Source organism: Exiguobacterium sp. s183, assembly GCF_018617655.1.
GTDB classification, from domain to species: Bacteria; Bacillota; Bacilli; order Exiguobacteriales; family Exiguobacteriaceae; genus Exiguobacterium; species Exiguobacterium aestuarii_A.
In genome coordinates, this window is record NZ_JACSKN010000001.1 from 152771 (window position 1) to 178297 (window position 25527).

Below are 25527 nucleotides of genomic sequence, written 5' to 3' on the forward strand. Positions count from 1 at the left end.
GGAAGACAGATGTTACTATCAAAAAAATGGTTGAATCAATATATTGATGTGTCAGATTTGAGCGGAGAAACACTTGGCGACTTGATCACAAAAAACGGGATTGAAGTGGAAAGTGTCACAAACCGTGCAGAAGGACTTTCCGGGATTGTCGTCGGTCGTGTGCTTTCATGTGAGAAGCATCCAGAGGCGGATAAATTGAACGTGACAAAAGTAGACATCGGCGAATGTGATCCCGTTCAAATCGTCTGTGGCGCACCGAACGTACGCGAAGGTCAACACGTCATCGTGGCGAAAGTTGGCGCACGTTTACCGGGATTAAAAATTAAAAAGGCGAAACTTCGCGGTGTCGAATCTCAAGGAATGATCTGTTCGCTCGAGGAACTCGGATTCGAGAAGAAGCAAATTCGAGAAGATGAGCAAGACGGAATTCACACATTCCGTGAAGATGTCCAAGTTGGAGCGGACGTACTCGACTTACTCGACTTAAATGATGAGGTCATCGAGCTTGGCCTGACGCCGAACCGTTCGGACTGTTTGAGCCTTTATGGAATCATTCATGAAGTGGCGGCCATTCTAGAACGTCCGTACACGTTACCAGAAGCAGATGTCACGTCCTCTTCTGCGTCTGAAGTGTCGATTGAACTCGCTACACCGAACTGCCCGTACTATGCGGCGCGTGAAGTACGAGGAGTCACAATCGCAGAATCTCCACAATGGCTTAAAAACATCTTGATTGCAGAGGGCGTTCGCCCAATCAATAACATTGTTGATGTGACGAACTACGTGATGCTTGAGATTGGTCAACCGCTCCACGCATTCGATGCGAAAAAACTCGGTCAATCGATTGTGGTCCGCCAGGCTGAGAATGGGGAAGAGATGGTTACACTGGATGATGTGACACGTACGCTCGACGCTTCGATGATGGTCATCACAGATGGTCAGACACCGGTCGCAATCGCAGGTGTCATGGGTGGTGCGAACACTGAAGTGGACGCCTCTACGACAGATATCGTCTTGGAGTCAGCATACTTTGATCCGGCTTCAGTTCGTAAGACGAGCCGTACGCTCGGTCTTCGTTCTGACTCAAGCGCTCGTTTTGAAAAAGGTGTGGACCCGGAACGTGTCATGCTTGCGCTCGACCGTGCCGCTCAATTGATTGTGGAGCTCGGTGGAGGCGAGATTCGGGAAGCGACTGTTTCTGGTGAAAAGGAGTCACGCGCTCGTCAAATCGAAGTCTCGATCGATTACATCAATAAACGTTTAGGGATGACACTCGATCGTCAAACGATTGAACGTATTCTAGAACGTCTCGGTCTAGCTACAGAAGGCGATGATGTATTGAGTGTCCATATCCCTTCTCGTCGTCCGGACTTAGAGCTGCCAGCTGACATCACGGAAGAAGTTGCGCGTCTATACGGATATGACAGCCTCCCGTCGACGTTACCTGCATCTCAGTCGAAAGGCTATTTACCAGCAATCAACGTGTTGCGCAGAAAGACACGCCGCATGTTACAAGGTGTCGGATTATCACAAGCGATCACCTATTCATTAACGAGTGAGGCACATGCGACACGTTTTGGTGGTCAAGCCGATCAACTCGTCCGTCTAGCTATGCCGATGAGTGAAGAGCGCTCTGTACTTCGTACATCACTCATCCCTGGGTTGTTAGAGGCGGCACGTTATAACACGGCGCGTCAACAATCAAACGTCGCACTCTACGAAACAGGGCGTGTCTATACAGAGCAAGGTGATACGTTACCACGTGAAAAAGAACGGGTGGCGGGAGTTGTCACAGGTCTTTGGATGGATCATCGTTCACAAGGCACTCGGATTCCGGTCGACTACTTTGTTGCGAAAGGGATTGTCGACACGTTGGTTCAAACACTTCGTCTTGACGTCACGTATGAAGCGGTATCGATGCCGGATATGCATCCAGGTCGCACGGCGAACATTTTGATGAACGGTGACGTCATCGGTTATGTTGGACAAGTGCATCCAGGAACGTCAAAAGAAGTCTACGGGATGAAAGAAGTGTATGTGTTTGAACTCGACCTATTGGCACTTAATGGGGAAGAGATGCTTCTATATCAAGACGTGCCACGTTATCCATCGATTTCACGAGATTTGGCACTCGTCTTGCCACGTTCGATTCCGGCTGGCACAGTGGAGCAAACAATCCGTGAAGCGGCAGGTCCACTCTTGATCGACCTCGTCTTGTTTGACGTATATACAGGGGAGAATGTTGGACCAGAAGTGAAGTCGATTGCCTTCTCACTCAAGTTCCAAGACCCGTCACGAACGTTACAAGATGATGAAGTAACAGCAGCATATGAAACAATCGTCGAAGCGGTCCGTGCAGCACACGGCGCTGAAGTACGAGCGTAAAAATAAGGAGCGTTGTCCGATTTGGACAGCGCTCCTTATTTCATTGAATTTCAAGGGCAAGGTCACCGAACTTCGTCCAACCGACGAGGCTCGTGACACGATAAAGTGCCCAGGTAATGAGTGCGGGAAGAACAACACCCGTCATCGTGAAGATGAGAAACGCGTCCATTCCTTGTACTGCTAAAATTTGAAGCGGGGCAATGAGAGAGTTGAGTCCGAGACCGGCGATTTCATACGGCACTTGTAATGAGAACATTAACGTGGCAATCGGTGCTGAGATCATCGCTGCAATGAATGGTGGAACGACGATTCGCGGATTTTTGATGATGTTCGGGAACTGAACTTTCGGCGTGACAAAGAAGGAAGCGACCAAACCACCTGGATCCGTTTGACGATACGCCATCAATGTAAATCCGACAAACTGAGCAGAACAACCAATCAATGCGGCAGCACTGGCGACAGGGTCTAATTGAAGAGCGATGGCGAGTGCGGCCGATGAAGCAGGTGACATGAGCATGACACTGAAGACAAGGGCGATGACGAGAGATGTCGCGATTGGTGACGTTTCAACGGACGCTGTGATTCCTTGGCTGATGGAGTTGATGAGAGGAGTCGTGACTGCCGCTGCGGCAACACCGACGATTCCACCTCCGAGAACGGCTGTTACGGGTACGACCATCATGTCGAACTTTGTTTTTCCGAGAACGCGTTTACCGAGCCATACTGATGCTGCAGCTGCAATCAATGCACTAATCGGTTGACCTGGAACGAGGACGAGTCCACTTTCGGTCGCTTTTAAAGCAGCACCGCCAATCGTTGCGGCAATCATGGCGCTAAACAAGATGAGCGTGTTCCCACCGAGTTGAAAGGCAACGCCGGCTCCTAGTGCTGGTGCCAACAAAGATTTCGCAACTTGCCCAATTTGAACGAGCATCGCGATCCCGGTCAAATTACCGATCGTCTCAATCAATAGACCAACACCGAGCGTGACGAGTACGGCGTTTGCCATCCCTGCTGAAATTTTTACCATTCGATCCATCATATACTGCTTCACTTCCATCATCTCCTCTTTGTCTATGTGCCAATAAAAAAACCTATCCAATTAGGATAGGCGCGAGTTACGTGTGCAGGCGCCTGTCCGATTACCACGGGAACAAGGGCCTGAAAAGTCGTTTTTCAAAAACAAAACGATTTCAGTCCCTCAGTCGAATAATAATCAGCAGGCTGTTCATATGTACGGGTTTGAACATCTCAAGCATCTCCTCTTTGTTGGATTTGCTAAAGAATACCACCTATTTTTGTAATAATCAATATTTTCTGAAAATAAACTGAAAAAAATTCAGGATGTATGGTGGCATCCTGAATCAGCTCATTTGTAGAGAGCGTGCTTGAATTTGATCATCGATGAATTTCATCGACAACGAATTGAATTGCTCGGGTTGGTCCACATTCACGACGTGACCAGAGTCTGCAACGATTTCGACATTGGCAGTCGGTTGGTGTTTTGCGGTCCGTTCCACAGCTTCGAGGAACATATAATCTTCATCGCCCATGATATATAAAATCGGGACGTTCGTTTGAATCGAAGTGATTTGATTTAATAATGGATTGATGTTCTCAGTCATCTTAAACCAGCGAATAAATTCGCGTTGACACAAATTCGCAGCGTCACGAACAAACATCATCCGTGATTTTTTATGCCGTTTTTTCGGCAGTAAAATCCAAGCGAACAATTTGTATAACCACATATAGGGTACGAAATTTTGAACGAGGCTACCGAGTCGAATGAGCAGTGTCGAACGAACGTTGAACTTGACGATGGCACCTCCAAGGACGACCGACGCAATCCGGTCCGGATAATGTTCAAACATCGCCTGAATCACAATCGTACCTAAAGAAAGTCCGACCATATGACCTTTTTCGATACCTAAGTGATCCATGACCTCGATGACGTCTTTTGCGACGACATCGAACGTATAGGCGTTCAACGGTTGTTTGAGCGATTGTTCGGCATCGTATGAACCGCCGTGTCCACGTAAATCGACGAGCAACACATTATATTTCTTACGGAATGGGCGAAGTTGACGATACCAATGCGACAAACTTCCACCGGCTCCGTGAATGAAGACGACCCAAGGATGGTCATCGCTGATTGTATAGGTTTTATAATGCAACATGAACGCTATCCTCCAAAAATTTTAAGTTCATTTAACCATAAAATGAGTATATCATATTTGAAATCGAACCTCTACAGACGACGTTCGTTTAAGTTTATTGCTTTTTTTGTGTTGGCAAAGTGGACTTTAGCAATCTTTTGTAAATATTCCTGTCCATGACGTCGGATGATCTGAGCGGCCACTTGGTCGACTTTTGCCCCTGCCCCTTTCGGAAGGGTCAATCCTGCTTGTTTACTTAGTTTGTCCATCTCTTTTAAGAAAAAGGCACGGGCTAAGATGGAAGCGGCGGCGACTGCGACATGTAGTCCTTCCGCTTTTGTTGAAAAGTAGACGTCATCACGGACGACATCGCGCTCTGCCCGTAGATGTTGATAGTAGACCGACTTTTCGGCAAACTGATCGATCAGGATGGCGTCAGGTTTCTGTTCCAGTTTTTCAAGCAAGGCATGAAGTGCAGCGTTATGTGCGATGGCGGTCATTTTGCCTTGTGTCATCGTGCGTTGCATCTTATTATACGTCGGGTTGTGTAGTGTCGCCTTTTGATATGGAATGGTTGCGTGTAAATCTCTAGCGATTCGGATGATTTCAGGATCAGATAGCTGTTTTGAGTCTTTGACACCGAGCTCTTTGACGAGTGCGATCTGGTCGCGTGATACAAAAGCGGAAACGACGACGAGTGGTCCGAAATAATCCCCTTTTCCGACTTCATCGCTCCCGACGACAGACCAATTCGAAAAGCCTTCAGGTAATGTCGTCTTCGGTGGAGACGCTTGTTTTTTCTTGGCAGGGGTTCCCCATTTCACTGCCTCGGAATCTGCATCTTTACCTTGGAACATCACTTTACCCGATTGATAAATCGTGACGACAAATCCAGGTGTTTTTGCACTGAAAGTCGCGTAAGGAGGCGGGGTGACTGCATACTTGTGATACATGGTTTTTAGTTTTTCTTGATTAGCAGTTGATAGCTTGATGACTTGGTTGCCCAAAATGAGCACTTCCTTTCTGTCTGGCAAATTCATTTTACATTTTTTTATGATTTTTTGAAACCGATGATGAGGTTTTATCGTATATGAAAGTGATTAGAGTAAAGTGAGGTGAGATGGACGTGTGGTGGCGCGATGACACGAATCAAGATGAGGTAGAGGAATTGTACAAGCACATTCTCGAACTCGAAGCGAGAATTGCCAAATTAGTGGCTCATCAAGTGAGAGTGCGTCGGCTGCTGATGCAAGATTCTTCTGAGGACGTGACGGATCAAGTGGTTCAGGTTCAAAAAGAAGTTGAATATTTTTTAAACCGGATGCGACTCGAACGTCAAGAACTCGTCGATGTATATAATCGACGGCGCATTGAACAATCGATTGGTCGAGTTCGGGAAGCGAACGATCTATCCACGTCGTCCCTATCCGAATGGGATAAGATTGAGGATCAGCTCGCCCTTGAAGTCGAACAACTTCGACGTATGTTATTTATGGAACAGCAACGTCGACAGGAGGGGTGGTAATGGAGGCAATCGATCAACTGTACTGGTGGGTGTTGATCATCGCTGGTTTTGGAACCTTCATCTATATGATGTTCTCTGATGCTTTTGACATGTTTGAAGGCTGGTTTAACCCTGCAGTTATTTTATCGTTTTTAGCACTCGGTGCTGGAATCGGACTCATTTTAAACGCATTGGCGCACGTGTCACCGGTGATTGGACTTGCTGTCGCATTGGTCGGGTCGCTCGCTCTGACAACACTTCTCTATTTGTTCGTGTTGTTACCATTATCCAATGCTGAAGAGTCAATCGGATTGACAGATGAAGCGTTGGTAGGACAAATCGGACGGTTGACAGTACCGATCCCAGAAGGCGGATACGGTGAAGTTATGATTGAGACAGTGACCGGGTCCCTTTTGAAGACAGCTCAAAGTTTAGATGGGACATCGATTTCCACGGACCATCGCGTCATTATTATTGAAGTGAAAAGTAATATCGCCATCGTCATGACATATGACGAACCTACGATTCGAGAGGAGAAATAACTTATGAATACGGCTATTTTAGTCAGCATCATCGTCGGGGTCATCATCCTCGCACTCGTGTTTGTATTCGTTTTGAAATACCGTACGGTCGGACCTGACGAAGCGTTGATTGTAACAGGTAGTTATTTAGGCAAGAAAAATGTACATAGCGACACCTCGGGTAACCGTGTCAAAATCATTCGTGGTGGAGGAACGTTCGTCCTCCCAGTGTTCCAACAAGCAGAACCACTCAGTTTACTCTCTAGCAAGCTAGAGGTCACAACGCCTGAAGTGTATACCGAACAAGGTGTACCGGTCATGGCGGACGGAACGGCCATCATTAAAATCGGCGGGTCAATCAGTGAAATTGCGACAGCCGCAGAACAGTTCCTCGGAAAACCGAAAGTTGAACGAGAAAACGAGGCGAAAGAAGTATTAGAGGGTCATTTGCGATCTATTCTTGGTTCGATGACGGTAGAAGAAATTTACAAAAACCGAGACAAGTTTTCTCAAGAAGTCCAACGCGTCGCCTCTCAAGACTTAGCGAAGATGGGACTTGTCATCGTCTCCTTCACAATCAAAGATGTTCGAGATAAAAATGGTTATTTAGAATCACTCGGTAAACCTCGTATCGCGCAAGTGAAGCGTGATGCCGATATCGCCACAGCGGAAGCGGATAAAGAAACGCGCATCAAACAGGCGGAAGCGATGAAAGATGCGAAAAAAGCAGAGTTAGAACGAGCATCAGAAATCGCAGAAGCAGAGAAAGAGAATCAGCTCCGGATTGCGGCATACCGTCGCGAGCAAGACGTTGCCAAAGCCCGGGCCGACCAAGCGTACGAGCTCGAGGAAGCACGTGCGAAACAAGAAGTTACAGAACAACAAATGCAAGTTCAAATCATCGAGCGTCAAAAGCAAATCGAGCTCGAAGAGAAAGAAATCATGCGTCGTGAGAAACAGTATGATTCAGAAGTGAAGAAAAAAGCCGATGCGGACCGTTACTCAATCGAACAATCGGCCGCTGCGGATAAAGCACGTCAAATCGCAAGCGCAGATGCCGAGAAATATCGCATCGAAGCACAAGCGAAAGCGGATGCGGAACGAGTTCGTTTGGCTGGTCTTGCTGAAGCCGATTCTGAACGCGCGAAAGGTGAAGCGGAAGCTGAAATCATTCGCTTGACGGGTCTCGCGGAAGCGGAAGCGAAAGAGAAAATCGCCGAGGCGTTCGCTCAATATGGGCAGGCAGCGATTCTCGATATGGTCGTCAAAATGCTTCCGGATTATGCGAAGGAAATTGCGGCACCACTTGGCAACATCGATCAAATTACGGTCGTCGACACAGGCGGTGGTCAAAACGGTGGAGCAGGGAAAGTGACGGGATATGCAACGGACCTTATGGCTTCATTGCAACAAACGTTGAAAGCCTCTTCGGGTATCGATATGAAAGACTTGCTCGAGAACTTTGCCGGTAAAGGGAATGTCGCGAAGGCACCTGCACCGGAGCGAGAGTTAGCGGATACGACGGTCGCTGCATCAAAAGAATAATTGACACGAGCCATAGACATCGTCTATGGCTCTGATTTTTGTACATGATTGACTAGTATGAAATGACTTCAAATGCTTTTAGGACGGCAATAAAATAATACAATGTCGGCACGAACGTGATGAATAGACCGAACCATTTCGTTCGTGGTCTGAACTGTAAGATCAAACCGACCGTCCATAGTACAAACCAAAGCATGAAATACCAACGATATTGTGGGGTGTCTGTCTCTGCTATACCAGGACCACTCAACCAAAGTGACAACAAGAGAACAAATAATCCAGATATGACGTTCCAACTATGTCGAATGATCTTTTCTATCATTTCCTTTATCTTCCTTTCGGATTTGTCATCAAAGTCATTCATATGTGTATTCAACAATTAGAAAAAATTCCCTTTTGAAACATCTGACATTCTCAGATATCCCGATATTTTATTCCCACAACTTTTAAAAATAACGATGGAGAATCGTGTCTTCTCTGTCGATAAAAGAGTTGTCAGACCAATAGAGAGAGGGAGTATGGAATACATGAAGAAAAGCATAATCATCAGTACAATCACAGCTTTTTCACTGTGGTTGTCCGGTTGTCAGTCGGTCATCGATGACCCGACTGCCGCTGTTGAAGAACGTCAGACGATGGGCGTCGTCCTATCGGATGTTGGTCTCGGGGACCAATCGTTCAGTGATGCGGCGATGCGTGGCATGGGGGAGTTACGTGAGACGGGCGAATGGTTCGTCGACTATCGTGAGTTATCCGAGACAGAAACATATCAGGCAGGGTTTGAAGAGTTGGTCAAAGAGGGACATGATGTGATTGTCGGTCTCGGTTTTGCGTGTCAGGAAGATCTTGAGACGGTGGCGGCAGAACATCCGAATCAACAATTTGCCCTCATTGATGGCGTGTCAGCGTTACCGAACGTTTTAAATGTCACGTTTGAAGAAGGAGAAGGCAGTGCGCTCGCGGGTGCGGTAGCTGGTCTTGAGACAGAGACGGATAAAATCGGTTTTATCGGTGGGATGGATATTGAACTCATTCAGAAATTCGAGGCAGGATTTGAGCGTGGAGCAAAATCCGTAAACGAGGATGTCGAGATGCTCGTTGATTTCTCGAACGACTTTGCCTCACCCGAGCTTGGACGCGAACTAGCTGAGAAACAAATCAAAGAGGGCGCAGACGTTCTCTATGCGGCAGCTGGCCTAACGGGAGTCGGGGTATTGGAGACTGCTGAAAAGTATGGGATTAAGGCAATCGGAGTCGATAGCGATCAATCGATGATTGCACCTGATGCGGTCGTGACTTCGATGTTGAAACAAGTCGATTTGGCGATCGTTGAAATCGCAGGTCGTGTGACGACACAGCCGTTCAACGATCATGTCATCCTTGGTATTGAAGAAGGAGGCGTCGGCTTAGCGCCACTTCGTCGCATTCAATGGGATGAGAATGAGACAACTCAGTATGAATCGGTCGAACGTCAACTGAAAGAGGGGACACTAAAATGAGTTTACGTAAACGGTTTATCTTCTCAACGGTGTTCACCGTCGTCTTGATCGTTCTCATGATGAGTTATGTCTTGTCGACCTTGAACCGTCTGCAGACTTACAATGAACAGTACGGGAGTCAGATGATTGAATTGTCTCAGCTTGAGACGTCACTCTTACAAGAACAGTCGCTCTGGACGTCGCTTGGCGAACAATCGAATCAATCAACACTCGTCCAACTTGAGCGAATCCGTGTATCGAATGCGAAAACGTTTGATGAATTAAAACAGTCTTACTTGATTCCAGAGTTTTCGAATCATCTAGAACGTGCCACGACGAAGTATGAACAAGTGAACGACGATGTCGAGTCTGCATTAGAAGGTGGGATTGGAGCGCGGATACAAGCTGCCAAGCTCGAAGGGTTGTTAAATGATATCAACACACTGATTGCTAAGAACGGTTCGTTCTACGAGGCACTTCAAGTAGAGGCGGCAAATGAAACAGAGCGTCTATTATTCATCTCAATCTTGTTAACGATTCTCGTTGTCTTAGCGCTAGGCATTTACAACTTCTTCTTCGCGCGTTCTATCACACGTCCGCTCGAGCGCAACGTGAAAGTCGCAGAAGCCATCGCTTCAGGACGTCTTGTTACATTGCCAGAATCGAATCGCAATGACGAAATCGGACGACTTGAACGCGCGATGCGCGAGATGACAGCATCTCTGCAAACGGTTATCGGTTCGATTCGTGTGACATCGATGAAGGTGAATGGGATGACGGAAACGGCAGCGGCTGAAAATGAAGCGGTTGTCAGCACGACGTCAAACATCACGAACGCAGTGGATGAAATGGCGCATGGTGCGCAGTCCATCGCCAATGAATTGCAAGAGACGCTCAGCTCGGTCCATACGATGGCGACGTCATTCGAGACGAGCTTGAATCAAACGAAACAGACGACAGAAGAAACGACTGAGATGACACGAGAAGTGGCGGCCGGGATTGAGACGTTGACGGATCAGGAACACATCCTTGATCGCTCGAGCGAACGAAATGAAGTGCTTGTCACGAGGATGGATCATTTTGCTAGACAGACGGCGGAGATCGAATCGATGGCGAAGCTCGTGGAAGACGTGGCGGCCCAGACGAATTTACTCGCCTTGAACGCAGCGATTGAAGCGGCACGTGCCGGTGAAGCAGGACGTGGATTCGCGGTCGTGGCGAGCGAGGTTAAAAAGTTGGCCGAAGAGAGCAATAAGGCAACCCGCTCGATTTTCCATGTCGTGGAGACGATTCAACAAGAAGTCGTACGATTGACAGAAACGGTGAACGAATCAAAACGCGAACAAGAAGCACAGTTTGAAGCATTCGGTTTGACGAAGGAAGCGTTCAACCGCATCCATGAACGTACAGACCATGTCGCCTCGTTCGTCCGTACAATTGAGCAAGAGATGCGCACATCTAGTAGTGAAGTGAACAACGTGTTGCGTCGTGTCGAGGAAGTATCGGGCGTGACAGAAGAATTGGCAGCTGGAAATGAAGAAGTGGCGGCCTCGATGAAAGAACAACAAGCAAGCTTTGATCAAATCTTTACGTTGATGCAAGAACTAGAAGGACAGGCTGCGGCACTCGCTGACCAAGTTCAGCATTTCGAGGAAGAGTAATGATCCTCATGCAGAAGGACCGAAGACCACCCATTGGTTTTCGGTTTTTTTGCTGTTTCGAATGTTGGGCCCCTTCTTCTATTGTCGCAAGAAAATGAGCGATTATCTTTCAGATTGTATGAAGGTCAAGTACGTTGCAGGCAAGCAAACGACTCCGTTGAGAATGGATTAAGACCTGGAACGGGACAAGTGCAGTCACGCTGGATTCGGCATACTAGATACAATAGTCGAAACAGGGGGAGAATCGTCTTGGAAAAGTGGAAGCAGGTCATCATCGGTGTTGTCGTCGTCCTGTTTTTAGGTGTTGGTTATTTATTTTATAGTAAAGAGCCAGATGAACGTGTCGTCGATGAATTCATCGTAGAATCAGAAGAAGTAGTTCCGGCTGAGACAGTAGAACGATTAGAAATCGTCGTCTATGTCACAGGCGCAGTCGAGTCTCCGAACGTCTATACCGTACCAGAAGGTGCCAGAGTCGGCGATGTTCTCTCATTGGCCGTATTAACTGATGAAGCCGACCCGGAACAATTGAACTTGGCACAACTACTCGTGGACGGTGTAAAAATCATCGTACCGAAAAAAGGAGAAGCGCCGATTGCACAAGAGGTACCTAGCACAGAGTTAGAAGCAAATGGGGTACACGTGAATAGTGCCACGAAAGACGAGTTGATGTCGGTCCCTGGTATTGGTCCTGCAAAAGCAGACGCGATTTTGAACCACCTGAAAGAGAATGGTCCCTTTAAAACATACGAGGACTTAGGTGATGTGAAAGGATTTGGGGAGAAAACATTAGAAAGTATGAAACCTTACTTATTGGTACCATGAGATGCCGTTATTTCCATTATTTGCGATAGTGATGGTGACCGGATTAACTGAAGGAATCTACCTCGTCACAATCGTTTCCGGTGTGTTATATGTCGCGTCTCGAGGTGGACAACATCTATATGCGAAACTCGGTGTCATTTTCCTCATCCTGATTGCATGGCTACATGCCGATTCGGCAGAATGGACACCGACAGACACAATCGTGTTCTCGATTGAGAGTCGTAAAGAGAATGGGAAGACGACCCGATTATATGGGAACGTGGGGACTCATCAAGGTGTGTTGCGAGGGAGAGAGCTCTCGATTGGTAGACCTGGTGAGACGTGTCTCGTAGAAATCGTTTCAGCCGTTACGGAACATCGGGGGATTTGGCGAACAGAAATGGGCGGCTAGCGCGGACTTATCCTTTAAAGGAAAGATCAAGAGAATCGACGAGTGCCGTCCGACAGCGGGGATGGACGGTTGGATGTTGAGGTGGAAAGAAAGACGTCTCCAACAGATTGAACAACAATATCGCGCCGATGTCGCGCTATACATAGAGGCCTTACTGTTCGGTGAGAGCCGGATGCTCGACGAACAGACTTCTTTCTCATATCGAGTGACGGGTCTCCTGCATCTTCTCGTCATCTCAGGTTCGCATATCGCCATGCTGATTGTCTCGCTTCGAGCAATGTTTCGGCCAATCCCGATTCGACGAGAGACGAAGACGGTATTGATTCTATTGACGATTACGGTGTTCGGATGGCTGACTGGTTTTTCACCACCGGTCGCACGAGCTGTCCTCGTGGCAGATGTGTTGCTCATCCTTTCTTTATTTGGTGTATCGGTAAGGGACCCGATTCGTCTCTTAAGTTGGTGCGCAGCTGCCATGCTTGCCTTTCAACCACACCTTCTCTCAAACTTAGGGTTTCAGTTAACGGTCGGGATGACGTTCTTCTTGTTGGTCACGAGACAACTGTGGACCGGGTTGTTGGAGTTGTCCGTGTTTGCCCAACTATTTGGATTATTTGTCCTTTGGCAAGTTCAACCGATTCTATCCGTCGCTGCACCTCTTTTCAATATCATCATGGCGTTTTGCATTTCATGGGTGATGATGCCGCTCGCACTGATTGTTTGGGTCGTTCCAGAAATTGCACCGATATTCATGGTGATCCTAGACGCCATCAACGGAATATTTTCCATGCATGATATGAATCGACCATGGCTACCGTTGCATGAATTGACATTTCCGCAGCAAGTCGCTTTATGGATTGGGATTTGGGGAAGTTTACTTCTTGTCCAACGGAAGCGATGGTTCGGATGGTGTATGGCCATGTTGACGTGTATCCTCGTTGCCGGTTGGGCCGAATGGGCAGAGTCTCCACGGGTGACATTTTTAGATGTCGGTCAAGGCGATGCGATTGTTGTAGAGTCAGGAGACACAATCGGTGTGATTGATGTCGGCGGCGTCTTTCAGGATCCCAACGAGCAAAAACGGACAGTGTATGACCCGGGAGCAGACGTTGTGGCTCCATATATATGGAAGCGTGGGGAGCGTGCACTTGATTTTGTTCTCTTGACGCATGCGGACCATGACCACATCGGTGGTTTAGAAGGATTGTTGAAGCTCGTGCATGTAAAGGAGATTTGGTTATCGAAAGAAGTGGCGAATGCGGAGAAGCGTGAGGAGATTCTTCAGTTGGCGACGAATTACGGGGCATCCATTCGCTATCTCGAGGCAGGAAATCGACCGATGTCTTGGATGTGGATTGTCTCACCGACTAAAGTGCATGAAGATGAAAATGATCATTCGATCAGCCTCTATATGAACGTAGGTGGCATGCGGTACTTATTGACAGGGGATTTGCCTATAGAAGAAGAGACTAACTTACCGACGGTGGATGTCGACGTGTTTAAGTTAGGGCATCATGGATCGAATACGTCGTCAGGGGAAGAGCTACTCGAGCGAATCGATCCGGAATGGGTGATTGCGAGCGTCGGAGCGAACAATCGTTATGGCCACCCACATCAGGAGACGTTAGACCGGATTTTCGGACGTCGCTTGTTGCGAACGGATCTCGATGGGATGATCATCTGTGAAAAAAGAATGTGTCGGGGGATCATCGACTAGCACGTGAATAAATATGATACACTAAAAAACGATTGCTCCCCCGGGGCAATCGTTTGAAAACTTATAGGCTTAAGAACTTGATGATGACACCGATGAAGAAAATCGTGAAGAAAAAGCCAAATGGGACGATGAAGCCGATCGCAGAGTCGATCGCGTCATTACGTTTGCATTGAACGTCATTTTCAAACGGGTTTTCACTCGGTGGGCGTACAGAGTTGATTTGCATATTAGGTCCCTCCTTATCATACTTCCTTTATAAGTATAGCGAATCATGCGAAGATAATCTATGTTTAGATGAGAATAAATTGTGAAAGTGGTGTGTGTTTTGAATGAACCGTGGTTACATAATGGTAAACTAGCGAGCGTCTATGTTCTCCATGGAACTGAAAAGTATTTATTAGAGAATTGGGAACGTGGAATCGTGAAGGCGGCCAACCCATCCGGTGATCAATTTGATGTCATGCAACTCGATCTCCAAGAGACGTCATTAGATACTGCGCTCGATGAAGCGGAAACGGTCCCTTTTTTCAGTGAATTTCGGACAGTCATCGTCAAGAATGCCCAATTTTTGACGGGAGCGAAAGAAAAGCAAAAGCATAACGTCGACCGTCTCGCCGAATATGTCGTTCAGCCTGCGACTTACTCGGTCCTCGTCCTCATTGTCGAGTCAGAAAAACTCGATGAACGTAAAAAAATCGTAAAACGATTGAAAGAACGGGCCATCGTACTTGAAGCGAAAAAGCCGAGCCAAGCAGAATTGATGCGTTATGTGAATGATACGCTTAGTCAGGAACAACAAAAAATGGAACGTGCGACCATGGAGCGACTGTTGTTCTTATGTCAGGATGACTGGGGAAAATTAGTCCGAGAATTAGAAAAGCTACAGTTATATGCTGGAACAGGAGCGATGATTCCGATTGACATCGTGAATGATTTGGTACCACGTACGCTAGAAGATAATGTGTTTCAGCTGTCCGAGCTCCTCGTCAAACGACGCGCAGATACGGCGCTTCGGTTAGTACGTGACTTAGAGAAGCAAGGACAAGAACTGATTGGACTTCTCGGGTTGTTAGCAAGGCAATACCGAAACATGTATCTATCAAAGCAGTTGACAGAAGCGGGGTACGGAGAAAAACAAATCGCTTCAAAAATTGGTGCTCATCCATATACCGTCAAACTAGCAACACAAGCGAGTCGTAATTTTTCAGAAGCGCAGCTCGCGCAAGCGTTGACGTTGATTGCAGATGCAGATGAAGCGATGAAAACAGGTCGTGGTGATAAACAAATCGTATTCGATACACTCGTTTGTCAACTGGCTTTATTGTGAGGTGAGAATATGGGATTGAAACAAGTATTACTACAAGATGTGATTCCACTTCGACATATTGTACTCAGACCAGGTAAAGGGATTGAGACTTGTTATTTTGAAGGGGACGAGTCGTCGACGACACGTCATTTTGCTTGGGTCGAAAGAGAGCACGTGCAATCGGTCGCGACTGTCATGTTGTCATCAAGAGAAATCGAAGGCGAGTCGGTGCCGTATCAACTTCGGGGAATGGCGACGGATCCGGATCTAGCCGGACAAGGAATCGGGTCGCATTTCTTACAGGCGTTACATGAAGAGTTAGATAGCTCGTGGTGGTGTAACGCCCGAGAAGTGGCCGTTCGCTTCTACGAACGGAATGGTCTCGAACGAATTGGTGAACCGTTCGATATTCCTGGAATTGGTCCTCACTATGTCATGGTATACAAAAAAACAGCCGGCTCCGAGTAGGAGGCGGCTGTTTCGTTTGGTCTCTAATTAGAGAGCAGCGATACGAGCTGCGAGGCGTGATTTATCACGACCTGCTTTGTTTTTGTGGATAAGGCCTTTTGATGCAGCCTTGTCGAGCTTCTTCGTAGCGAGGACGAAAGCTTCTTGAGCAGCTTCTTTGTTTCCTTCGAGTACGAGAGCATCAACACGTTTTACTGCTGTACGCATTGCCGCTTTCTCTTGAGAGTTCGCAACACGACGTTTTTCAGAAGTTTTTGCACGTTTGATTGCTGATTTGATGTTTGCCATTGTTTGTCACCTCCTGAAACAAGAAAGTGTATGTTCTTATTACTTCAAGTAATCATTCAACAGAACAAGCACAATTGTAGCAAACGGTTATATGAAAAGCAACCACTTGATGATTATTCTGAAAACTATATGTGGTATTGTTGTAGTAGGTCGTACACATTACTTTAGGATTTTGATATAATGACACGGTATGCATGAGAAGGATAGGTGAACCCATATATGAATAAACAAGAATTAGAGAATCGTCAGAAGAAGATTCGTAACTTTTCGATTATCGCTCACATCGATCATGGAAAGTCGACACTCGCTGACCGGATTCTTGAGAAAACTGGTGCACTCACGGCTCGTGAGATGAAAGAGCAGACGCTTGACGCGATGGATTTAGAGCGTGAGCGTGGAATTACAATTAAATTGAACGCTGTTAAATTGAACTATACGGCAAAAGACGGAGAAGAGTATATTCTTCACTTGATTGACACGCCAGGACACGTCGACTTCACGTATGAAGTGTCGCGTTCGCTTGCGGCATGTGAAGGTGCAATTCTCGTCGTCGACGCGGCACAAGGAATTGAAGCGCAGACTCTTGCGAACGTTTACTTAGCACTCGATAACGATCTCGAAATTATTCCGGTCATCAATAAAATCGACTTGCCGTCAGCGGATGTCGATCGCGTCCGTCAAGAGATTGAAGACGTCATCGGTCTCGACGCAAGCGATGCGGTCCCGACTTCTGCCAAGGCAGGGATTGGAATCGAAGAGATTCTCGAGCAAATCGTCGAACTCGTACCACCTCCGACAGGTGATCCGTCAGAACCGTTACAAGCTTTGATCTTCGACTCATACTATGATGCCTACCGCGGTGTCGTCGCATCGATTCGAATCGTCAACGGTTCGGTCAAAGTAGGAGATAAAGTTCAAATGATGGCGACAGGGAAGACGTTCGAAGTAACGGACCTCGGTGTATCGACACCGAAACCTGTCTCGGTCAAAGAATTGAACGTCGGTGATGTAGGAACACTTTCTGCATCAATCAAAACAGTCGGAGATGTTCGTGTCGGGGATACGATCACACTTGCGAAAAATCCTGCCACGAGTCAGCTTCCGGGTTACCGTAAAATGAACCCGATGGTGTACTGTGGATTGTATCCGATCGATGCAGCCAACTACAACGACCTTCGTGAGGCACTCGAAAAGCTTCAACTTTCTGATGCCGCGCTCGAGTTTGAACCTGAGACGTCACAGGCACTCGGATTCGGTTTCCGTTGTGGATTCCTAGGGATGCTTCACATGGAAATCATCCAAGAACGGATTGAGCGTGAGTTCGGGATCGACTTGATCACGACGGCACCATCGGTTATCTATCACGTGACGACAACTTCAGGAGAAGTCGTCCACGTTGATAACCCATCGAAGATGCCGGAACAACAAAAAGTGGAATCGATTGAAGAACCTTACGTCAAAGCGGCCGTCATGACACCGAACGATTATGTCGGGGCCATCATGGAACTTTGCCAGAAGAAACGTGGGACGTTCATCGATATGCAGTATATCGACACGACACGCGTCAAAATCACGTATGAGATCCCACTGAGTGAAATCGTCTATGACTTCTTCGATCAATTGAAGTCGAGCACGAAAGGGTATGCGTCTCTCGATTATGAGTTGATCGGCTATCGTCAATCACGTCTCGTGAAGATGGACATCTTGCTCAACAACGAAGTGGTCGATGCCCTCAGCTTCATCGTTCACCGTGACTTTGCGTATGAGCGCGGAAAAGTGATCGTCGAGAAGTTGAAAGCACTCATCCCGCGGATGCAGTTCGAAGTCCCGGTACAAGCTGCCGTCGGAACAAAAATTGTCGCACGTTCGACAATCAAAGCACTTCGTAAAAACGTTTTGGCTAAATGTTATGGGGGAGACATCTCGCGTAAGCGAAAACTCCTTGAGAAACAAAAAGAAGGTAAGAAGCGCATGAAGATGGTCGGGTCTGTCGAAGTCCCGCAAGAAGCGTTCATGTCCGTTCTATCGATGGACGAAGAATAATTGGATTGAATCACCCTGATGTTCGAATCGGGGTGATTTTTTTGTTTAGGCAGGAAATGGCACTTCTTTTAAGGAAGAGTACACCCTTAGACAGACAAAAGAGGAGGAAACACCGTGTCGACGTATACATACTCTGCGGGTCCCGGCATGCTACCAAAAGAAGTGATGCAAGAGATTCAACAACATCTCCTGACGTTCGAATATGAAGGGGTCTCGATTATCGAAACGAGTCATCGTTCAGAGTCATTCCAACAAGTGGTCGACTCGCTCGAGGCAAGACTCAGAAGACTCATGCATATTCCTGAGAACTATGCCGTTCTTTGGTTGCAAGGTGGGGCGACACTGCAGTTTTCCATGATCCCGATGAATTTACGGAATCGAAATCGATTCGCCTATGTCGATACAGGGATTTGGTCTAAAAAAGCGATGGAAGATGCTAGGCACTTCGGGCAGGTCGACGTCATCCATCCACTCATAGATGAGGCGGGTGGGATGTCATTTGAACCGAGACTCGCTCAAGATGTCGACTATCTACATGTGACATTAAACAATACGATTGAAGGAACCCGATTCACGACTATACCCGAAACGGATGTCCCACTCATTGCGGATGCTTCTTCGAACATTCTTGCCGAGCACATCGACGTTGAGCGCTTCGGGATGATCTATGCTGGTGCCCAGAAAAATATTGGTCCAGCAGGACTGACGGTCGTCATCATACGCCGCGACTTGATTCAGTCGATCGAGCTACCAAGTTATCTTCATTACGCGTCTCATGTCGATACGTTATTCAATACGCCGTCGACGTTCAGTATGTATGCGGCAGAACGTGTCCTCAAGTGGGTCGAAGATCAAGGAGGTGTCGAGGCGATGGAGCAACTGAATCGTGAAAAAAGCGATACGGTCTATTCGTTCCTTGAACAATCGAATGTATTTTCTTCTCTCGTATCGGGAGAACGCCGCTCCTTAACGAACATCCCGTTCACGACGGGTGACCGTAATCGAGACATGGGCTTTGAACAATTTGCCCTTGAACGCGGATTACTCGAACTCGGCGGTCATCGTTCCGTCGGTGGTCTGAGGGCGAGTCTTTATAACGCGATGCCAAAAGAAGGTGCTGTGCGCCTTGTCGACGTCATGAGAGCATTTGAGGAGGAGAATAATGTATCACATCAAAACATTTAACCAAATCGCTACAGCGGGTCTGAAACGATTTGAGCCGAATGAATATATCATCAATGCTTCAGAACAGGCCGATGCTTGGGTACTCAGAAGTCATAACGTGCACGATGAAGCAATTCCGCCCCATCTGCTCGCCATTGCAAGGGCAGGTGCCGGAGTCAATAATCTCCCGCTTGATCAACTGGCGAAACAAGGAGTCGTCGCGTTTCATACTCCTGGTGCGAATGCGAATGCGGTGAAAGAACTCGTCTTGGCCAGCATGATCCTCTCGGTCAGACCGATCGTCAAAGGTTTCAACTGGGTAAATGAACAGGCAGTCGAGTCACAATCTCAGTTGGAAGAAGCGATGGAGCAACAGAAACGGCAGTTCCTCGGGGCCGAGTTACGGGGCAAGAAAGTAGGGATCATCGGGCTTGGGGCTATTGGGGCTTCACTTGCCAATGACCTTCTCCAACTTGGGGTCGATGTCATCGGATATGATCCCCATCTCTCGGTTGATGCCGCTTGGAATATTTCAAAACACGTCACACGCGCCAAGCATTTGAGTGAGGTTCTAGGGTCTGTTGATCTCTTGTCGATTCATATGCCGCTGACGAAAGAGACGCGCTTCAGTATCGACCGGAGTTGGTTCGAGCGGATGAAGCCAGGGATGACCGTTTTGAATTTCGCACGTGGAGAGCTCGTGAAGGATGCTGATTTAGTTGAAGCATTCCATCATCACGTCGGGCTATACATCACCGACTTCCCTAGACACTCGCTCATCGGACATCCTCAAGTGATGGCATTGCCTCATCTCGGTGCCTCGACAAAGGAATCAGAAGTCAACTGTGCCATTCAAGCCGTCGAGACGCTGAAGTTATATCTGGAGACCGGTAACATCCGTTCGTCCGCCAACTTCCCAAATGCGGAACTTCCGTATACCGGCAAACGTCGCCTCGCGATTTTGCATCAAAATGTGCCGAACATGGTCGGACAAATTACGGGAGAACTCGCCTCACATGGATTGAACATCGATAACATGATCAACCGTAGCCGAGGCGAGATGGCCTATACATTGATTGATTTAGACAACAACGAACATGAACCGTTATCGATTCATGCACTGTATGACATCAAGGGCGTCATTCGCGTCCGAGAGTTTTAAGGAGGATTCTATGGTCGTATTTAAACCGTTCAGCCCATACATGCCCGTACACGCTAAAGAAGTTGCCGCAGATCCGTATGACGTCGTTTCTGTAGAAGAAGCGAAGGCGGTCATCGCTGAGCAACCGAACTCATTTTTGAAGGTAGATAAGCCAGAAGCTCTTCAAGCAAACCTCTCACTCGAAGACTGGGGAAAGCGTGCTCGTCAGGAGCTAGAACGTCTATACGAAGACGAGCTGACGGTTCGTCCGAGTGGATTTTACGTATACAGATTGACCCGGAACGAGCGTCAGCAAACGGGCTTAGTCGCCACATTCTCTGTCGCAGACTATGAAGCCGGGCGAATCAAGATTCACGAACATACCCGTGAAACGAAGGAACGGGAACGTGTCGAACATGTCCGAGCGACGGGGGCGCATACCGGTCCGATTTTACTTAGCCACCCGCCACATGCGAGTCTGAAACAGATTTTAACGAGTGCGACGGAAGAAGAGCCGCTGTTCTCGTTTACGGATGATCGTGGCGTGTTACACGAAGGATTCATGATTCCGAGCCGAGAACTTGCGCGCGTCATGATGATCGGTGCGACGATCCCGTCTATCTATATCGCAGATGGTCATCATCGTGCAAAAGCGGCAGCGGTCGTTTCTGAAATGGGTGGGGAACATTCTCAAAAGAATGAACGAACACACTTTTTAGGTGTCCTCTTCCCGAGCGACGAGTTGACGATTTTGCCATACCACCGTCTGTTGACAAAGATCGCACCTGAAGAAGTAGAACATATGTTGGAAGGACTTTCGTTCTCGTATGAAGTGACAGAAGAAGATGAACTCGTCTTACCTGAAAGTCATGGCGTGTTCGGCGCTGCGTATCGAGGGAATTATTACAAGTTATCGAAACGAAAAGATGAAACGGATCTCGATGTCGCCGTCTTACAGCGTGATATCCTTGCTCCGTACTTCAACGTCGAAGATATTCGTACGGATGCCAGAGTCGATTTTGTTGGAGGGAACCGGTCAATCGAAGAATTGCAACAACTCGCGCAAGTACCTGACCAATTACTGTTTACGTGCCATGAAACGACGATGCCGCAGTTGATGCGAGTGGCTGATGGGGGTGGGCAAATGCCACCAAAATCGACATGGTTCGAACCAAAATTAAAGAGCGGTCTGTTTATTCATCGGTTCGATTGATGGCGCAGGCTGGAAAGAACGGACGAAAAGCGTTATAAATGGAATGAGAAGAAAGGGGTGGCCGAAATTGGCTAAAGCCGTATATCTTCACATTCCATTTTGTGAACATATTTGTTATTACTGTGATTTCAACAAGGTGTTTTTAAAAAACCAACCTGTTGATGAATATTTAGATGCATTAGAACGAGAGATGGTATTGACGCTCGAAGCGTTTCCGACAGAACGGATTGAGACCATCTTTATTGGAGGGGGCACACCGACGGCGCTCAATGAAGCGCAGATGGGTCGCCTGATGGATATGGTCCGTCGACACCTCCTCCCGCTCGCTTCAGACGACCTAGAGTATTCTGTCGAAGCGAACCCGAACTTTGTAAGTACGGAAAAACTCGACACGATGAAAGCTGGTGGTGTCAATCGACTCAGCTTCGGTGTCCAAACGTTCGACGATGGTGGGCTCGAACGGATCGGAAGAACGCATCGCGCTGACGACGTGTTTGAAACGGTGAATGAAGCGGCGAAACGCTTTGATAATATCTCGATTGACCTCATGTTCGGGCTACCAGAGCAGACGCTCGAGCAGATTGACCGAGACTTAGAACTAGCGCTACAGCTTCCGATTCAACACGTCTCATCCTATTCCTTAATTCTTGAGCCGCATACCGTGTTTGCGATTCAAGACCGAAAAGGTAAGCTCCGTCTACCAGGAGAGGATGTTGAGGTCGAGATGTATCTCAAAGTGATGGAGACACTTGAACGGAATGGACTGAATCAATACGAAATCTCGAACTATGGGTTGCCGGGTCGAGAAAGTCGTCACAACCAAGTGTACTGGCGGAACGAAGAGTATTATGGATTCGGGGCAGGTGCGCACAGCTATTTAAATGGCACACGTCGTGCCAATATCGCACCGATTCCTCACTATATTAAAGCGGAAGGCATCCCGGTGAAACGGGTGACTGAGCTCGAAGAAGTAGAAAAAATGGAAGAAGAGCTGTTCCTCGGATTACGCATGCGTTCAGGGGTCTCTCTTCAGACATTTGAACAGAAGTATGGCGTGGCACTCGATCATGTGTTCGGTCACGTCATCGACGATTTGGTGAAGAAGTCGTTGATTGAGCGGACAGACTCCCATATCCGATTGACGGCGTCTGGTCTACCACTCGCGAATGAAGCGTTTGCGGCATTTATCGGAGAAGCAAAACTCGAGCATACCGAGTCATGAAAAATGGACAAGTCCCTTATTTGGGATTTGTCCATTTTTTAGCATTATAAGACGAGATCACGATAGAGCGGCGTGAGCCTAGCGAACGTGTCTTCGACCAAAGCGAGAAAAGCGTCTTCGTTTTGAAGAATCGATGCATCGGCAGGCAGTTGTCGTCCGATTAAGAAATCAGCTTTTTTGACAGTGCCGAAGCGCTCGAGCAACGCCTGGATGTTTTCGTTTGATGTCTCTTCAATTAGGAACGCATCTTTTTTCATATGGTCGCCCGCAATATGGAAATCAGTAAACGTTGATTTAAAATCAATTTGTTGCAAATGTTTCGCGATTACATCTTTATTCGGCATCTCATAGATGAATGCGAGCCAGATGAAAACGCGGTCGTCGAAAAGCCCGACTTGTAAGTGTGGATGTTTTTTATACCCGCGCTTATCGTGACAGATGGCCATCCATGTGTCTTTCGGAGGGTTTACCGTGCGACGTGCATGTTTTGCGACATGCAGGTAGAGGGGGATTCCGACATCTGCCTCGAGTTGTGGTCCGACCTCGTCATAAATCCGATGGAAGAGCGGTTGAATATCCGAACGGATGCCAGACATGCGTTCGTCGAGTCCGTCCTGTTTGAATACGTTAAATTGTTTAGTTGTAAACATTTCATCACCTCACGTTCTATCATAACGAAACACTGTTTCTTTTTCAGGTTTGCCGTCTGTAAAAAAGGTGAAAAAATCCGAGTGTATGAATTGACAAATAGTGAGAACATGATAATATTTGAAGTGTGATTAGCACTCGTTAAATATGAGTGCTAATAAAGCGAGGTAACTTTTTCAGAGAGGAGTGATGTTGTGCTGACAGATCGACAATTGCTCATTCTTCGAGCCATCATTGACGATTATATTCAGACGGCTCAACCGGTCGGTTCGCGTACGTTATCGAAACGAGACGATTTGACGTTTAGTTCGGCAACGATTCGGAACGATATGGCCGATTTGGAAGACATGGGGTTGATTGAAAAACCACATACTTCCGCGGGTCGAATCCCGTCAGAGGTCGGATACCGATATTACGTGGACCACCTCGTCGAGAAGCAAATCATCGACGAGCGGGAAACGGGTCGCTTAGAAGAGCGTTTAAAGCAATCTTCAAAAGAGTCTGAGATCCTGATTCGCCAAGCTGCAGATCTCCTTTCTGATTTGACCAATTATACGACGGTCGCCCTCGGTCCCAATAGCCAATCCGAAAGATTGGCACGTGTGGACTTTATGCCATTAGATGAGCGACGGGGTGTCGTTCTCATCGTCACGGATCAAGGTCATGTCGAGCATCGTACGGTCATGTTCGAATCTCGTGTAGCTCCTGAAGTCATCGAGGAGACGATTCGACTGTTAAACGATCGTCTCGTCGGAACAGCGATCGGACAACTAAAAGTCCGAATCGGAGAAGAGGTTGCAAAATTGCAACTCGCGCAGCGACAGCAATATGAAAATATGATGCAACTGATTCAATCGACGGTTGGAATTCAAACGCCGTCTTCGCTTTATCTCGGAGGCAAGAAGAATATCTTCAACCAACCTGAGTTTCAGACGTTAGACACGCTCAGACCATTCCTAGAATGGATTGATGAGCAAGAACGATTGACGCACTGGCTCGAATCGTTGCCAAATCGCGAGATTTATGTGAGCATTGGGAGCGAGAACGGAATTGTCGCCCTTCAAAATTGTAGTGTCATCACCTCGGATTATACACTAGATGGAAAAACATTCGGAACGATTGCCATGATTGGCCCGACTCGAATGAATTACCGTCACGGTGTCCAAATGATGGGACAAATTATTGAAGCGTTGCGACGAACGAAACTAGATGAGTGACGGAAAGGAGTTTTACTATGACAGCAGATCATCAAAACGGGCACGAACAAGAAGACGTGCTTGAAGAAAAATCTGTAGACTCGGCACAGACAGAAGAGAACGAGTCAACTGAATCAAATGAAGATGAGGTTTTAAATGCTGAGATTGTGGAAGAAAGTTCTGAGGGGACGGACTTACAAAAAGAAATCGAAGCGTTGAAAGCGAGCGAACTTCGCATTCGTGCCGACTTTGACAACTTCCGTCGTCGGACGAATGAAGAGAATGCAAAACGCGTCAAGTTTGCTTCACAGTCTGTCATTGAAAAATTGATTCCGCTCATTGATAACTTTGAGCGTGCACTTCAAGTGCAAGCAACTTCAGAGGATGCCAAGCAAATTCAATCAGGCGTCGACATGATTCATCGTCAACTTCTTGACGTATTGAATGCTGAGCAAGTCGAAGTGATTGAAGCAGTCGGACAGCCGTTCGACCCGAATTTCCATCAAGCAGTCATGCAAGAACCGAGCGACGAGTTCGAGTCGGGCATCGTGACGATGGAGCTTCAAAAAGGATATACGATGCATGGTCGAGTCATTCGTCCAAGCATGGTAAAAGTTGCAGAATAATACTACTTAACGAGACGGAGGAATAAACG

At 47.4% G+C, this 25527-nt stretch carries 25 protein-coding genes; 18 read left to right on the plus strand and 7 right to left on the minus strand.

Annotated elements, in window-relative coordinates; all coding sequences use genetic code 11:
* Positions 1–9 precede the first annotated feature (9 nt).
* Positions 10–2385, plus strand: coding sequence for a phenylalanine--tRNA ligase subunit beta (gene pheT, locus KNP62_RS00760; RefSeq protein WP_214782232.1), 2376 nt, complete (start codon positions 10–12; stop codon positions 2383–2385).
* A 40-nt stretch (positions 2386–2425) separates the two neighbouring features.
* Here pheT and KNP62_RS00765 read toward each other — a convergent pair whose 3' ends face one another.
* The 3 genes from KNP62_RS00765 to rnhC form a co-directional block, all read right to left on the minus strand.
* Complete coding sequence (locus KNP62_RS00765) at positions 2426–3448, minus strand: PTS sugar transporter subunit IIC (RefSeq protein ID WP_214782235.1); 1023 nt, start codon at positions 3446–3448, stop codon at positions 2426–2428.
* A 301-nt stretch (positions 3449–3749) separates the two neighbouring features.
* The gene (locus KNP62_RS00770; protein WP_214693189.1) at positions 3750–4562 is read right to left on the minus strand and encodes an alpha/beta fold hydrolase; all 813 of its coding nucleotides are present in this window, start codon (positions 4560–4562) and stop codon (positions 3750–3752) included.
* Positions 4563–4633: 71 nt separating this feature from the next.
* Entirely contained in the window at positions 4634–5548 is a 915-nt protein-coding gene (gene rnhC, locus KNP62_RS00775; protein ID WP_214782238.1) for a ribonuclease HIII, read from the minus strand.
* Positions 5549–5661: 113 nt separating this feature from the next.
* Here rnhC and KNP62_RS00780 point away from each other — a divergent pair, with 113 nt between their 5' ends.
* The 3 genes from KNP62_RS00780 to KNP62_RS00790 are packed head-to-tail and all read left to right on the plus strand — an operon-like array spanning position 5662 to position 8111.
* Positions 5662–6066 (plus strand): hypothetical protein, encoded by a 405-nt coding sequence (locus KNP62_RS00780; protein WP_251125544.1) that lies wholly within the window; start codon positions 5662–5664, stop codon positions 6064–6066.
* Positions 6066–6587 (plus strand): NfeD family protein, encoded by a 522-nt coding sequence (locus KNP62_RS00785; protein WP_214749289.1) that lies wholly within the window; start codon positions 6066–6068, stop codon positions 6585–6587. The genes KNP62_RS00780 and KNP62_RS00785 overlap by 1 nt, the downstream gene beginning before the upstream one ends.
* 3 nt (positions 6588–6590) lie before the next feature.
* The gene (locus tag KNP62_RS00790; RefSeq protein ID WP_214693180.1) at positions 6591–8111 is read left to right on the plus strand and encodes a flotillin lipid rafts scaffold protein FloT; all 1521 of its coding nucleotides are present in this window, start codon (positions 6591–6593) and stop codon (positions 8109–8111) included.
* A 52-nt stretch (positions 8112–8163) separates the two neighbouring features.
* On the opposite strand, the gene KNP62_RS00795 is transcribed toward KNP62_RS00790, so the two are convergent.
* The gene (locus tag KNP62_RS00795) at positions 8164–8433 is read right to left on the minus strand and encodes a hypothetical protein (protein WP_214782241.1); all 270 of its coding nucleotides are present in this window, start codon (positions 8431–8433) and stop codon (positions 8164–8166) included.
* Positions 8434–8638: 205 nt separating this feature from the next.
* Between KNP62_RS00795 and KNP62_RS00800 the strand changes: the two genes are divergently transcribed.
* The 5 genes from KNP62_RS00800 to KNP62_RS00820 all read left to right on the plus strand — a co-directional run bounded on the left by KNP62_RS00800 (position 8639) and on the right by KNP62_RS00820 (position 14183).
* Positions 8639–9610: a BMP family lipoprotein gene (locus KNP62_RS00800; protein WP_214782244.1), complete on the plus strand. Its 972-nt coding sequence runs from the start codon at positions 8639–8641 to the stop codon at positions 9608–9610.
* Entirely contained in the window at positions 9607–11250 is a 1644-nt protein-coding gene (locus tag KNP62_RS00805; protein ID WP_214782247.1) for a methyl-accepting chemotaxis protein, read from the plus strand. Before KNP62_RS00800 ends, KNP62_RS00805 begins: the two co-directional genes overlap by 4 nt.
* 249 nt (positions 11251–11499) lie before the next feature.
* Positions 11500–12075, plus strand: a complete 576-nt coding sequence (locus KNP62_RS00810; RefSeq protein ID WP_214782250.1) for a helix-hairpin-helix domain-containing protein — start codon at positions 11500–11502, stop codon at positions 12073–12075.
* Between the two features lies 1 nt (position 12076).
* Entirely contained in the window at positions 12077–12466 is a 390-nt protein-coding gene (locus tag KNP62_RS00815; protein ID WP_214782253.1) for a hypothetical protein, read from the plus strand.
* Positions 12432–14183 carry a DNA internalization-related competence protein ComEC/Rec2 gene (locus KNP62_RS00820; RefSeq protein WP_214784006.1) on the plus strand — a complete coding sequence of 584 codons (1752 nt, stop codon included), beginning with the start codon at positions 12432–12434 and terminating at the stop codon, positions 14181–14183. The genes KNP62_RS00815 and KNP62_RS00820 overlap by 35 nt, the downstream gene beginning before the upstream one ends.
* Before the next feature lie 61 nt (positions 14184–14244).
* Here KNP62_RS00820 and KNP62_RS00825 read toward each other — a convergent pair whose 3' ends face one another.
* A complete protein-coding gene (locus tag KNP62_RS00825; protein WP_012726678.1) occupies positions 14245–14409 on the minus strand; it encodes a YqzM family protein in 165 nt (54 codons plus the stop codon).
* A 90-nt stretch (positions 14410–14499) separates the two neighbouring features.
* Between KNP62_RS00825 and holA the strand changes: the two genes are divergently transcribed.
* The gene (gene holA, locus KNP62_RS00830; RefSeq protein ID WP_353047509.1) at positions 14500–15510 is read left to right on the plus strand and encodes a DNA polymerase III subunit delta; all 1011 of its coding nucleotides are present in this window, start codon (positions 14500–14502) and stop codon (positions 15508–15510) included.
* Between the two features lie 9 nt (positions 15511–15519).
* The gene (locus KNP62_RS00835; protein ID WP_214782259.1) at positions 15520–15957 is read left to right on the plus strand and encodes a GNAT family N-acetyltransferase; all 438 of its coding nucleotides are present in this window, start codon (positions 15520–15522) and stop codon (positions 15955–15957) included.
* Positions 15958–15984: 27 nt separating this feature from the next.
* On the opposite strand, the gene rpsT is transcribed toward KNP62_RS00835, so the two are convergent.
* Positions 15985–16245, minus strand: a complete 261-nt coding sequence (gene rpsT / locus KNP62_RS00840; protein WP_012726675.1) for a 30S ribosomal protein S20 — start codon at positions 16243–16245, stop codon at positions 15985–15987.
* 219 nt (positions 16246–16464) lie between these two features.
* Here rpsT and lepA point away from each other — a divergent pair, with 219 nt between their 5' ends.
* The 5 genes from lepA to hemW all read left to right on the plus strand — a co-directional run bounded on the left by lepA (position 16465) and on the right by hemW (position 23028).
* On the plus strand, positions 16465–18288 hold the full coding sequence (lepA, locus tag KNP62_RS00845; RefSeq protein WP_214693159.1) for a translation elongation factor 4: 1824 nt from the start codon (positions 16465–16467) through the stop codon (positions 18286–18288).
* 114 nt (positions 18289–18402) lie between these two features.
* Complete coding sequence (gene serC / locus KNP62_RS00850; RefSeq protein WP_214782262.1) at positions 18403–19473, plus strand: 3-phosphoserine/phosphohydroxythreonine transaminase; 1071 nt, start codon at positions 18403–18405, stop codon at positions 19471–19473.
* On the plus strand, positions 19451–20614 hold the full coding sequence (locus KNP62_RS00855) for a phosphoglycerate dehydrogenase (protein WP_214782265.1): 1164 nt from the start codon (positions 19451–19453) through the stop codon (positions 20612–20614). Before serC ends, KNP62_RS00855 begins: the two co-directional genes overlap by 23 nt.
* A gap of 10 nt (positions 20615–20624) precedes the next feature.
* Positions 20625–21806, plus strand: coding sequence for a DUF1015 domain-containing protein (locus tag KNP62_RS00860; RefSeq protein WP_214782268.1), 1182 nt, complete (start codon positions 20625–20627; stop codon positions 21804–21806).
* Positions 21807–21849: 43 nt separating this feature from the next.
* The gene (hemW, locus tag KNP62_RS00865) at positions 21850–23028 is read left to right on the plus strand and encodes a radical SAM family heme chaperone HemW (RefSeq protein ID WP_251125546.1); all 1179 of its coding nucleotides are present in this window, start codon (positions 21850–21852) and stop codon (positions 23026–23028) included.
* 44 nt (positions 23029–23072) lie between these two features.
* Here the strand turns inward: hemW and KNP62_RS00870 are convergent, their stop codons facing one another.
* The gene (locus tag KNP62_RS00870; protein ID WP_214782274.1) at positions 23073–23678 is read right to left on the minus strand and encodes a DUF1054 domain-containing protein; all 606 of its coding nucleotides are present in this window, start codon (positions 23676–23678) and stop codon (positions 23073–23075) included.
* 192 nt (positions 23679–23870) lie between these two features.
* On the opposite strand from KNP62_RS00870, the gene hrcA reads away from it, so the two are divergent.
* Both hrcA and grpE read left to right on the plus strand, forming a co-directional pair.
* A complete protein-coding gene (hrcA, locus tag KNP62_RS00875; protein WP_074033386.1) occupies positions 23871–24893 on the plus strand; it encodes a heat-inducible transcriptional repressor HrcA in 1023 nt (340 codons plus the stop codon).
* A 17-nt stretch (positions 24894–24910) separates the two neighbouring features.
* On the plus strand, positions 24911–25498 hold the full coding sequence (grpE, locus tag KNP62_RS00880) for a nucleotide exchange factor GrpE (protein ID WP_074033385.1): 588 nt from the start codon (positions 24911–24913) through the stop codon (positions 25496–25498).
* The last annotated feature ends 29 nt before the right edge of the window (positions 25499–25527 follow it).

What these genes read in the sequence shown, in the direction of transcription:
- KNP62_RS00765 (WP_214782235.1), bottom strand. Translation starts at nt 3,448, where the DNA reads ATGATGGAAGTGAAGCAGTATATGATGGATCGAATGGTAAAAATTTCA.
- KNP62_RS00860 (WP_214782268.1), top strand. Translation starts at nt 20,625, where the DNA reads ATGGTCGTATTTAAACCGTTCAGCCCATACATGCCCGTACACGCTAAA.
- KNP62_RS00770 (WP_214693189.1), bottom strand. Translation starts at nt 4,562, where the DNA reads ATGTTGCATTATAAAACCTATACAATCAGCGATGACCATCCTTGGGTC.
- pheT (WP_214782232.1), top strand. Translation starts at nt 10, where the DNA reads ATGTTACTATCAAAAAAATGGTTGAATCAATATATTGATGTGTCAGAT.
- KNP62_RS00785 (WP_214749289.1), top strand. Translation starts at nt 6,066, where the DNA reads ATGGAGGCAATCGATCAACTGTACTGGTGGGTGTTGATCATCGCTGGT.
- KNP62_RS00800 (WP_214782244.1), top strand. Translation starts at nt 8,639, where the DNA reads ATGAAGAAAAGCATAATCATCAGTACAATCACAGCTTTTTCACTGTGG.
- KNP62_RS00805 (WP_214782247.1), top strand. Translation starts at nt 9,607, where the DNA reads ATGAGTTTACGTAAACGGTTTATCTTCTCAACGGTGTTCACCGTCGTC.
- KNP62_RS00835 (WP_214782259.1), top strand. Translation starts at nt 15,520, where the DNA reads ATGGGATTGAAACAAGTATTACTACAAGATGTGATTCCACTTCGACAT.
- KNP62_RS00790 (WP_214693180.1), top strand. Translation starts at nt 6,591, where the DNA reads ATGAATACGGCTATTTTAGTCAGCATCATCGTCGGGGTCATCATCCTC.
- KNP62_RS00780 (WP_251125544.1), top strand. Translation starts at nt 5,662, where the DNA reads ATGGACGTGTGGTGGCGCGATGACACGAATCAAGATGAGGTAGAGGAA.
- KNP62_RS00855 (WP_214782265.1), top strand. Translation starts at nt 19,451, where the DNA reads ATGTATCACATCAAAACATTTAACCAAATCGCTACAGCGGGTCTGAAA.
- KNP62_RS00815 (WP_214782253.1), top strand. Translation starts at nt 12,077, where the DNA reads ATGCCGTTATTTCCATTATTTGCGATAGTGATGGTGACCGGATTAACT.
- KNP62_RS00795 (WP_214782241.1), bottom strand. Translation starts at nt 8,433, where the DNA reads ATGATAGAAAAGATCATTCGACATAGTTGGAACGTCATATCTGGATTA.
- grpE (WP_074033385.1), top strand. Translation starts at nt 24,911, where the DNA reads ATGACAGCAGATCATCAAAACGGGCACGAACAAGAAGACGTGCTTGAA.
- hemW (WP_251125546.1), top strand. Translation starts at nt 21,850, where the DNA reads ATGAGAAGAAAGGGGTGGCCGAAATTGGCTAAAGCCGTATATCTTCAC.
- KNP62_RS00825 (WP_012726678.1), bottom strand. Translation starts at nt 14,409, where the DNA reads ATGCAAATCAACTCTGTACGCCCACCGAGTGAAAACCCGTTTGAAAAT.
- KNP62_RS00870 (WP_214782274.1), bottom strand. Translation starts at nt 23,678, where the DNA reads ATGTTTACAACTAAACAATTTAACGTATTCAAACAGGACGGACTCGAC.
- rpsT (WP_012726675.1), bottom strand. Translation starts at nt 16,245, where the DNA reads ATGGCAAACATCAAATCAGCAATCAAACGTGCAAAAACTTCTGAAAAA.
- lepA (WP_214693159.1), top strand. Translation starts at nt 16,465, where the DNA reads ATGAATAAACAAGAATTAGAGAATCGTCAGAAGAAGATTCGTAACTTT.